This window comes from Stenotrophomonas sp. P5_B8 (assembly GCF_054049855.1).
The window spans coordinates 1-9,963 of sequence record NZ_JBFULO010000127.1; the positions used below are offsets into that span (position 1 = coordinate 1).

Here is a 9,963-nt window from a genome sequence, read left to right on the forward strand (position 1 = left end):
AGCCTGGCCCGTGCAAGCGATCCGGCGGCGTTCGCCTCGGCGGGCGGCGGCATGGTCGGGACGGCCGACGACGTCATGCGCCTGCTCGAAGCGCTGCGTGGGGAATCGCGCCGCGACTGGTTGCCGGCCACGGCCGTGGCGGCGATGGCGCGCGCGCAGGTGGGCGAACAGGGCCCGCCGGATGCGCCGGGCTGGGGCTTTGGACTCGGCTTTGCGGTGCTGGACGATGCCGGCTCGACGGCCACGCCGCAGGCACCCGGCAGCTGGCGCTGGGGTGGCGCATACGGACACAGCTGGTTCGTGGATCCGGCGCGCGGGCTGAGCGTGGTCGCCCTGACCAATACCCTGTACGAAGGCATGCACGGCGCGTTTGTCGATCACCTGCGCGATGCGGTGTACGCCGCGGTGGAGGCGTCGGCATGAGCGGCGCGGGCATGAGCGGGGACGCCGGCGCCGCGGCGCTGGCTGTGGAGCCGGCCGCGTCGGAGCGCCTGCCGCTGGCAGGATTGCTGGCCTTGGCCTGCGCGGGCTTTGTGACCATCCTGACCGAGGCATTGCCGGCCGGTCTGTTGTCGCCGATGAGCACCGACCTGGGCGTGAGCCGCGCGCTGGTCGGGCAGTTGGTGACCATCTATGCGATCGGCTCGCTGGTGGCGGCCTTGCCGATGACCGCGCTGACCCAGCGCCTGCCACGGCGGCCGTTGTTGCTGGCGGCGATCGGCGGCTTCGTGGTGGTCAACACGATCACCGCTTTCACCCAGCACTACGCGGTGATGCTGGTGGCGCGCTTCATCGCCGGGATCAGCGCGGGCCTGCTGTGGTCGCTGGTGGCCGGCTATGCCAGCCGCATGGTGGTGCCGCGCCTGCAGGGCCGCGCCATCGCGGTGGCGATGGTGGGCACGCCGTTGGCGCTGTCGCTGGGCATTCCCGCCGGTACGCTGCTCGGGCAGACCATTGGCTGGCGCTGGGCGTTCGGGTTGATGTCGCTGCTCAGCGTGGGCCTGCTGCTGTGGGCACGGCTGGCGTTGCCGGCGTTGTCGGCACCGGGCGCGGGCGCACGGCAGCGCCTGGGCGAGGTGTGGCGGCTGCCGGGAATGCGCGCGGCGCTGCTGACGATGTTCCTGTACATCCTGGCGCACAACGTGCTGTACACCTACATCGAGCCGTTCGCTGCGCTGGCCGGTGCGGCGCCGTGGCTGGACCGCCTGCTGCTGGTGTTCGGCGTAGCCGCGCTGCTGGGCATCTGGATCACCGGGATATGGGTGGACCGCTGGCTGCGCGTGCTGGTGATCGCCAGTACGGTGGCCTTCGTGCTGGCCGCAACGGCGTTCGCGCTGTGGCCGACCTCGTCGTCGGTGCTGGTGCTGGGCACGGTGGTGTGGGGCGTCGCCTTCGGTGGCGTGGCGACCCAGTTCCAGACCGCCGTGGCGCGGCGTGCCGGGGTTGCCGGTGATATCGCGCAGTCGTTCGTGGTGACCGGTTGGAACCTGGCCATCGCCATCGGGGGCGTGGTGGGCGGGGTGATGCTGGAAACCCTGGGCGAACGCTGGCTGCCGGCCGTGCTGTTGACGTTGCTGGCGATGACCCTGGCGGTGGTGCTGCGGCGACCGCGTGCGTGGGCCGCCGCCGAGCACTGAGGTGGACGCGCAGCCGGGCAAGGCCCGGCTCTACCGGCCTCGCGTTGAACAGTGGGGCGGGGATGGGGGCGTTATGCTGGTGTCGGGATCATAGGCTGGAGCATGGCGTGCGCCGTACCGTGTTGCGATGGATGGGAATGGGCGTGCTGGCCGTGGCCGGCGCGGTGCAGGCATCGCCGGCGCAACGCATCGCGCTGACCATCGACGACCTGCCCTGGCAGCGGCTGGATGAGCGTAACGACCCGGAACTGGCGCAGCGGTATGCGCAGCTGCTGGCCGCGCTGAGCGCAGCACGGGTGCCGGTGGTGGGCTTCGTCAACGAGATCAAGCTGGAGCAGGACGGAACGGTGCAGCCGACGCGCGTGCAGATGCTGCGCGACTGGCGCGATGCCGGGTTCGAGCTGGGCAACCACACCCGTGGCCATGTCGATCTGCATGCGATCGGGCTCGATGCCTACGAGCAGGACATCCTCGACGGCGAAAAGACCCTGCGCCCGTTGCTGGCAGAGCGCGGCCAGGCGCCACGGTGGTTCCGTCATCCGTACCTGCGCGCGGGCCAGACCCCGCAGCAGCGGGCGGCGCTGGCTGCGTTCCTGGACCAGCATGGCTATCGCATCGCGCCGGTCACGGTCGACAACAGCGAGTGGATCTGGGCGTTCGCCTACGACCACGTACGCGATACCGAAACCGATCCGGTGCTGCGCGACACGCGCCTGCGCCAGCTGCGGCGTGGCTATGTGCCCTACATGCTCAACAAGCTGGCCTATTACGAGGATCAGTCGCAGCGGTTGCTGGGTCGCCTGCCGGCACAGGTGTGGTTGATGCACGCCAATGCGTTGAATGCGGACAGCATCGGCGAGTTGATCGCAGCGACCAAGCGGCGTGGCTACACCTTCATCTCGCTGCAACAGGCGTTGGACGACCCGGCCTATGCGCACGCCGATGGCTACAACGGCGCCGGGGGGATCAGCTGGATCCACCGCTGGGCGATGGCCGACGGCAAGCCGCGCGGTTTTTATGCCGGCGAACCGAAGGTGCCGCGTTGGGTGCTGGAACTGGCAGGCATTGCCGACGAATGAGCCCGATGCACCGGACAGGGCTCAGTCCTCCACCACCGCGTTGGGGTTCTGCATGTCTTCGCGGGCCTTGCCGTACTGCTGCAGGCGCTGGTGATGGAAGGCGACGAACGCCTCCGGGGGCAACGGCCGTGAGAACAGCCAGCCCTGTCCGAACTCCACCTGGCGCGCCTGCAGGTAGGCCAGCTGCGCGGGGGTTTCGATGCCCTCGGCCACGGTGAACAGGCCCAGCGTCTTGGCCATGTCGATGATGTGCGAGGTGACCGGGCTGGTAGCGCTGTCGGTACCGATGGCGTCGATGAACGACTTGTCGATCTTCAGCGCATCCAGCGGCAATTGCTGCAGGTACTGCAGGCTGGAATAGCCCACCCCGAAATCATCGATGGCCACGCAATGCCCGGCGCGGCGGGCCAGCGCCAGGGTATTGCGCGCGCGCTGCACGTCGATGAAGCCACGCTCGGTGGCTTCCAGCCAGATCTGTTGCGGGTGGATGCCGGTGCCGGCCAGACGGGCCGACAGTACCTTGAGCGCCCGCCCGCTGCTGACATCGCCGGCGGACAGGTTGATGGCGATGTGCACGCTGCGGTCCTGGACCAGCAGCGCGCGCATGTCGGCGATCACCAGTTCGATGACCTGGTCGGTCAGCGCCTCGATCAGGCCGTGCTCTTCGGCCAGCGGGATGAACAGGTCCGGGCGCACCTGGCTGCCGTCCGGGCGCGACCAGCGCACCAACGCCTCGGCACCGACGCAGATGCCCGTGTCGAGTTCGATGATCGGCTGGTAGTGCATGAAAAACTCGCGCTTGCGCACGGCCGTGGCCAGCTCGGCCTTCATCGACAGCCGCCGCCGCGACAGCCAGACCACCAGCGCYACCGCCGCCAGCGCGCCCAGCACGCCCAGTGGAATGAATTGCCGGAACTGCCTGCGGAAGCTGGCCATCAGGTCGGTGCGCGGCGCGGTGGCGACGGCCAGCCATTCCTGGTCCTGCGCGGTGGCGTACAGGGTGTGGCTGTCCATCCCGCTGTGCGGGTCGCGCAGCAGGCGCTGCAGCAGTTGCTGGTCGAGGATGTCCTGCTGCGCCATCAGGCGCCCGTCCGGACTGGCCACGGCCAGGCGCACGTTGGGATCGGTGATGACATCCACGAAACGCGCCGGGTCCACCAGGAGGTCGTACCGGCCCAGATACACCGAAAGCAGGGCGGTGCCATCGCCGGCCACCGGACGCACCCCCAGGGTGATGCCGGCGCCATCGGCCGTGGTGTGGTCCGGGGTGGGCGTGGGCACCTGTTTGTCCATCATGCCCCACGAGGTACAGCGCAGCCGACCGTCCTCGAAGTAGCCGACCTGCTCGGCCGAGTGGGTGCTCAGCACCAGGCTGCGCATCAACTGCAGGTGGTCGGCCGAGCACGGCTCCAACGCGCTCTGGTTGAGGCGACGCAGGGCAACCAGCCCGGCTTCATAGGCGCGGTGCGCGCGCAGCAGCGTGCGTTCGGCGGTGAGCTGGAGGCGGTCCTGCTCGGCCTCGGTGGCCCGGGCCCAGGTGAAGTACGCCACGGTGGCGATCGGCACGAACGCGCCCAGCAGGGCGAACAACACAGTGGCGGCGATGATCCTGGCGCGGTTCAAGCAGACCTCGATGCCCGGTGGGGGATGGTGAACGGCGTCCGTGGCCGCAGCCCCGATGCGCGCTATATCACCACCTGCGAGCGGGGATTGGAACAGGGTTTGCCCGTGACGCCTGCCGGGACACTGCCAGTGTCGGGGTCRGGGGGTGCGTTGCAGGGTGAAGACGACAACCGATGGCGAGGCCGGACTGACGCGGCAGTAGCGCAACCGCCCGCGCTCTTCTATGTTCATGGCCTTCGCCCCGCCTGGCCTGAGCCCATGTCCGATCCTGCCGCCCCGCCCGAGCACCTCCGGCGCAGTCTGTCCAACCGCCACCTGCAGCTCATCGCCATCGGCGGGGCCATCGGTACCGGCCTGTTCATGGGCTCGGGCAAGACCATCAGCCTGGCCGGTCCGTCGATCATCCTGGTCTACCTGATCATCGGCGCGATGCTGTTCTTCGTGATGCGCGCGATGGGCGAACTGCTGCTGTCCAACCTGGAGTACAAGTCCTTCATCGACTTCTCCACCGACCTGCTGGGGCCGTGGGCCGGGTTCTTCTGCGGGTGGACCTACTGGTTCTGCTGGATCATCACCGCGATCGCCGATGTGATCGCAATCGCCGCCTACGCGCAGTTCTGGTTCCCCGACCTGGCGCCGTGGATACCGGCGCTGATGTGCGTGATCCTGCTGCTCAGCCTGAACCTGGTGACGGTCAAGCTGTTTGGCGAAATGGAATTCTGGTTCGCGCTGATCAAGATCATCGCGATCTGCGCGCTGATCATCACCGGCTTCGGGCTGGTGGCATGGGGCTTCACCGCGCCGTCGGGCCATCAGGCCACCTTCGCCAATCTGTGGAATGACGGCGGGATGTTCCCGATGGGCCTGGCCGGGTTCTTCGCCGGCTTCCAGATCGCGGTGTTCGCCTTCGTCGGTATCGAGCTGGTGGGGACGACCGCGGCCGAGACGGCCGATCCGGAGCGCAACCTGCCCAAGGCGATCAACTCGATCCCGATCCGCATCATCGTGTTCTATGTGCTGGCGCTGATCGCGATCATGGCCGTCACCCCCTGGCGCGAAGTGGTGCCGGGCAAGAGCCCGTTCGTGGAGCTGTTCGTGCTGGCCGGCATTCCCGCCGCCGCCAGCCTGATCAACTTCGTGGTGCTCACTTCGGCCACGTCCTCGGCCAACAGCGGCATCTTCTCCACCAGCCGGATGATGTACGGGCTGGCCGAGGAGCGTCACGCGCCGAGCTTCTTTGCGCGGTTGTCGAAGGCGGCGGTGCCGGCGCGCGGGTTGCTGTTTTCCTGCATCTGCCTGCTGCTGGGCGCGATGTTGATCTACCTGATCCCCAACCTGGTCACCGCGTTCACCCTGGTCACCACGCTGGCGGCGGTGTTGTTCATGTTCGTGTGGTCGCTGATCCTGTGTTCCTACATCGTCTACCGCCGCCGTCGCCCGCAGCTGCACGCGGCGTCGACCTTCAAGATGCCCGGCGGCGTGGCCATGTGCGTGGCGTGCCTGGTGTTCTTCGTGTTCGTGCTGGTGCTGTTGACCCTGCAGCCGGACACCCTCTACGCGCTGGCGATCAGCCCGTTGTGGTTCCTGCTGCTGGGCCTGGGCTACGCCGGCAAGCGGCTGATCGGCGGCCCGCGCTGAGCGTCGGCCGGGTCCGCCCTCCTGGCGGGCCCGGTATTCACCTTCGGTTCGCAGCCTGGGCCGGATGATCGCGCCGCACGACTGGCGTGCCCCGAACCGAGCCCATGAACCCGACCCTGCCTGCCGCGTTGGCCCTGTTGTCGTTGCTGCTGCCGTGGGAGGCGTCGGCGCGCACGGTGTACCGCTGTGTGCAGAACAACACGGTCAGCCTGGCCACCGCGCCCGAGCCCGGCTCCCAATGCACCGCGCAGCAGGTGGATGACAACGCGGTGCAGACGCCCAACCTGTGGGGCAACATGGGGGTCTTCAGCGGCACCCTGTACGAGCGCGAGCAGGACGGCGGGATGGTCTATTCCACGCGCAACCTGCCAGGTTCGCGGGTGTTCCTGAAATTCACCGTAGCCACGCCGCCGGGTGAGCCGGCGCATGAAGGGCTGGGCAAGGTCGGTACGCCGCAGCTCAACCGCCATGCCAAGCAGTTCAAGGCCGCGGCAAAGGCCACCGGCGTGGAAGACGCCTGGCTGCGGGCGATCGCCCATGCCGAGAGCGGCTTCGATGCGGGCGCGATATCGCCCAAGGGCGCGCAGGGGGTGATGCAGTTGATGCCCGATACGGCCACCGAGTTCGGCGTGGCCGATCCGCTCTCGGCCGAGCAGTCGATCAATGGCGGCGCGCGGTACATGAAGGCGCTGCTCAAGCGCTACAAGGGCGACCGTACGCTGGCGGCGGCCGCCTACAACGCCGGCATCGGCGCGGTGACCCGCTACAAGGGCGTGCCGCCGTATGCCGAGACCCTGGACTACGTGGACAAGGTGAGCACGCTGTACGTGCGCTACCGCGAGGCGATGGGGTTCAAGGTGGAGACGCCGGCAAAGTAGCGCCGGTCGCCGGCCCGATGCACGGGCCGGCGGCGGGGATCACCGCCAGACGCTGCGGCCGTAGATGGGCTGGGTCTCGATGCGGCCCACCGCGTCGACGGCGGCGCGCACGTCGCGGCGCTTGAACAACTGCGCCCAGCGTTTCTCGTTTTCCATATCGGCGGGCATCGGCGGCAGCATGCGGAAGTCCTGCAGCAGCTGCAGCAGGTCCTGGCGCTGCGCCTTGTCCTGCAGCGCGGCGACCAGCCACGCCGCCGCGTCATCCAGCCGGTTTTCGCCGATCAGTACCTCCAGGTACACGCTGCGGCCTTCGCCTTTGTTGGACTGCAGCCACTGCCGCGCCTGCGCCGAGCGCTCGCCGTCGCCGAGTGTGCGATAGGCATTGAAGCGTATCCACTGGCGCACATATTCGCCGTAGATCTCGCCTTCTTCCAGGCCGTCCAGGGTCTGCAGGGCACGCTCGGGCTGCTGCTTGCCCAGGTACCAGCTGGCCAGGTACAGCCGCATCAGCGGATTGAACGCCGGCGCCTGCTCATGCAGCGTGCTGGCGAGGACCAGTGTGGCCTCGGCCTGTGCATCGCGGCCGAGGCGATGCTCGGCGGTGGCGCGGTGCATCAGCATCCAGGCCGCGTAATCGGCGCCGCGGAAGGACGGGGACGCACCGGCGGCGGCCAACCGCGTGTACAGCGCCTCGGTGGTGCTCAGCACCTGTTCGTGCTCGCCCATCAGCAGCAGGGTATCGGTGAGCTCGGTGATGCGATCGCCGCGCTCGGGACGCAGCAGGCCTTCCACACGCAACGCATCGACGTGGCGGCGTGCGGACTGCAGCGGATCGAAGCGCGGATCGCGGCGGTTGATCACGGCGTCAAAGCGCTTGTCGCTGCGCAACGTCACCACGTCCATCGGCGTATCGATGCGCGCCACGGTGGCGGCAAGCGCCGCGTGCTCCCCGGCATCGGCCTGCAGGGTGGCGAGCGTCAGCCACAGCCCGCCGGGCTCCATGCCGTCGTCCTGCCATTGCCGGTCGAACAGCACCTGCAGCAGTGCACGGCGGACCTCGGGCTGGTCGTGCAGCTGTTCGTCCAGCGCGTAGGCCATCGCCGCATCGAAGTCGCCGAGGAACTGGTCCGAGGCGCGCAGCGAGCGGGTGATCAGGCTGGCGCCCTGGACCGGCTGCTGCTGCCAGAGCAGCAGGCGACCGAGCACATACAGGGCGCGCGGGTCGTCCGGTGCCTGCTTCAGCGCGGCATCCAGGTAGCGGCGTGCATCGCGCGCCTGGCGTGCGTTGAACGCAACACGTCCGGCGGTGATCCAGCCGTCCAGGCGCAGCGACTCGGGCAGCTGCGTGAAGCCGGGATCGGCAAACACGCGCTCAAAGCCCAGCAGCGCGCCGACGCTGTCGCCGTTCTCGGCCAGCGTGATGGTATCGGCCAACGTCTGTGCCAACGGCTGCGCCGTCTGATTCGCAGGCGTGGCAGCATCGATGGAGGCAGCCAGCGCCGGCGTGGCGAACAGGGCCAGCAGCAGGGGAACGGCGAGACGGTGTCGCAGGCCGGGCATGGGGCGTCCTTCCATGGAATGAGCATCGATTGAACCCGGAACCCGGCAAACGCACAAGCGCACGGGCTTTGCAGCAGCGCGGCCAACGTTTATGGTCGTGCCCTCGAACGGACAGGGAACGCAATGAAACGTTGGCACTGGATGATGGCGGCGGTGGCGGTGATCACCGCGGCAGGGCTGGCGTGGACGTTCCTCAAGGGACCGCTGCCGGCGGTGATCGCGCCCGGTCCGGTGCCGACGGTGCTCGGCTGGCAGGCGCGGATCGAAACACTGGCCGGCGATGGCGTGGACGGTTCGCGCGAGGGGGCCGGTGCGCAGGCACGGTTCTCCGATCCCTACGCGGTGGCACTGGACGCCAACGGGGTGGCCTACATCGCCGACGCCGGCGACAACAACCGCATCCGTCGTCTCTATCCGGATGGGCGCGTGGATACGCTGGCCGGCAACGGTGAGGGGTGGCGCGACGGTCCGGCGCTGCAGGCCCAGTTCAATACGCCGTCGGGCATCGCGCTGGACGCCGCTGGCAATGTCTATGTGGCCGACACCGGCAACAACCGCATCCGCCGGATCGGCATCGATGGCGCGGTGAGCACGGTGGCCGGCGACGGCCAGGCCGGCTTCGCCGATGGTGCCGCCGCGCAGGCGCGCTTCGACGGGCCGATGGGCGTGGCGGTGGGTATTGATGGCCGGGTGTTCGTGGCCGATACCTACAACGATCGCATCCGCGTGATAGAGACCGATGGCACGCTGGCCGGTGGCGAGCGCCCGGGCACCGTGGATGGCATCGGCGGCGACGCCGGGCTGGATACCCCGGTGGCGCTGGCACTGGATGCGCATGGCAATCTGCTGATCGCCGATCTGTACAACAATGCGATCCGTCGCCTGTCGCCGGATGGCACGCTGCGCACGCAGGTGGCCGACGGCGGCCTGGTGAACGGGCCGCTGTCGGTGGTGGTCACCCACGACGACGTGCTGTACGTGGGCGACACCGGCGGGCGGCTGGTGCAGGTGACGCCGCAGGGGCACCAGATCGCGTTGCTCGGTGCCGAAACGCAGCCGCGCCTCGCCCGTCCGGCCGGCATCGCGCTCGACGCCGATGGCCGCCTGCTGGTTGCCGACGCGGCCGCGTATCGGGTGCATCGGATCGGCGCGCTTGCCGCCGGTGCGGTCGCACCCCCGGCCTTGACCGGGCCGGCGGCGGATGCGCCCCTGCCGGCGACCGMCGGGCGCTGGMCGCTTGCCCCGCAGCAAAGCTGGCATGAAGTCGTCGGCACGCTGGGCGAAGTGCGTGGCGATTTCCACGGTGAAAGCCGGCACCACCTGCATGGCGGCTTCGATATCCGCGGCGATGTCGGCCAGACCGTGCTGGCCATCGCCGATGGCAAGGTCAGCAGCCCGACCCCGACCTGGTCGGTGGGCGGGCAGGCCGAAGGGTTGGTGCTGGACCGGCTCAAGTACATCCACATGAAGGTCGGGCGCGACCCGGCCGATCGTCCGTTCGACCCGCGTTGGCAGCCGCTGTTCAACGACGAAGGCAAGCTGCAGCGC

General features: G+C 68.9%; 8 protein-coding genes. 6 read left to right on the top strand and 2 right to left on the bottom strand.

Annotated features, from left to right (window positions below):
• The 3 genes from ACXJKH_RS09225 to ACXJKH_RS09235 all read left to right on the top strand — a co-directional run.
• The coding region (locus ACXJKH_RS09225; protein ID WP_457319200.1) for a serine hydrolase at nucleotides 1–423 on the top strand (423 nt) is incomplete at its 5' end.
• Nucleotides 420–1,637: an MFS transporter gene (locus ACXJKH_RS09230; protein ID WP_457319201.1), complete on the top strand. Its 1,218-nt coding sequence runs from the start codon at nucleotides 420–422 to the stop codon at nucleotides 1,635–1,637. The genes ACXJKH_RS09225 and ACXJKH_RS09230, both read left to right, overlap by 4 nt.
• Nucleotides 1,638–1,744: 107 nt before the next feature.
• A complete protein-coding gene (locus tag ACXJKH_RS09235; RefSeq protein ID WP_457319202.1) occupies nucleotides 1,745–2,716 on the top strand; it encodes a polysaccharide deacetylase family protein in 972 nt (323 codons plus the stop codon).
• 21 nt (nucleotides 2,717–2,737) lie between these two features.
• Here ACXJKH_RS09235 and ACXJKH_RS09240 read toward each other — a convergent pair whose 3' ends face one another.
• Complete coding sequence (locus ACXJKH_RS09240; RefSeq protein ID WP_457319203.1) at nucleotides 2,738–4,339, bottom strand: EAL domain-containing protein; 1,602 nt, start codon at nucleotides 4,337–4,339, stop codon at nucleotides 2,738–2,740.
• 258 nt (nucleotides 4,340–4,597) lie between these two features.
• Between ACXJKH_RS09240 and cycA the strand changes: the two genes are divergently transcribed.
• Both cycA and ACXJKH_RS09250 read left to right on the top strand, forming a co-directional pair.
• Nucleotides 4,598–5,977, top strand: a complete 1,380-nt coding sequence (cycA, locus tag ACXJKH_RS09245; protein WP_256775116.1) for a D-serine/D-alanine/glycine transporter — start codon at nucleotides 4,598–4,600, stop codon at nucleotides 5,975–5,977.
• 104 nt (nucleotides 5,978–6,081) lie between these two features.
• Nucleotides 6,082–6,855 (top strand): lytic transglycosylase domain-containing protein, encoded by a 774-nt coding sequence (locus ACXJKH_RS09250; protein ID WP_457319204.1) that lies wholly within the window; start codon nucleotides 6,082–6,084, stop codon nucleotides 6,853–6,855.
• Between the two features lie 39 nt (nucleotides 6,856–6,894).
• Here the strand turns inward: ACXJKH_RS09250 and ACXJKH_RS09255 are convergent, their stop codons facing one another.
• The gene (locus ACXJKH_RS09255; RefSeq protein WP_457319205.1) at nucleotides 6,895–8,430 is read right to left on the bottom strand and encodes a tetratricopeptide repeat protein; all 1,536 of its coding nucleotides are present in this window, start codon (nucleotides 8,428–8,430) and stop codon (nucleotides 6,895–6,897) included.
• A 108-nt stretch (nucleotides 8,431–8,538) separates the two neighbouring features.
• Between ACXJKH_RS09255 and ACXJKH_RS09260 the strand changes: the two genes are divergently transcribed.
• On the top strand, nucleotides 8,539–9,963 hold a 1,425-nt coding region (locus ACXJKH_RS09260), incomplete at its 3' end, for a gluconolaconase (RefSeq protein ID WP_457319206.1).

What these genes read in the sequence shown, in the direction of transcription:
- ACXJKH_RS09230 (WP_457319201.1), top strand. Translation starts at nt 420, where the DNA reads ATGAGCGGCGCGGGCATGAGCGGGGACGCCGGCGCCGCGGCGCTGGCT.
- cycA (WP_256775116.1), top strand. Translation starts at nt 4,598, where the DNA reads ATGTCCGATCCTGCCGCCCCGCCCGAGCACCTCCGGCGCAGTCTGTCC.
- ACXJKH_RS09250 (WP_457319204.1), top strand. Translation starts at nt 6,082, where the DNA reads ATGAACCCGACCCTGCCTGCCGCGTTGGCCCTGTTGTCGTTGCTGCTG.
- ACXJKH_RS09255 (WP_457319205.1), bottom strand. Translation starts at nt 8,430, where the DNA reads ATGGAAGGACGCCCCATGCCCGGCCTGCGACACCGTCTCGCCGTTCCC.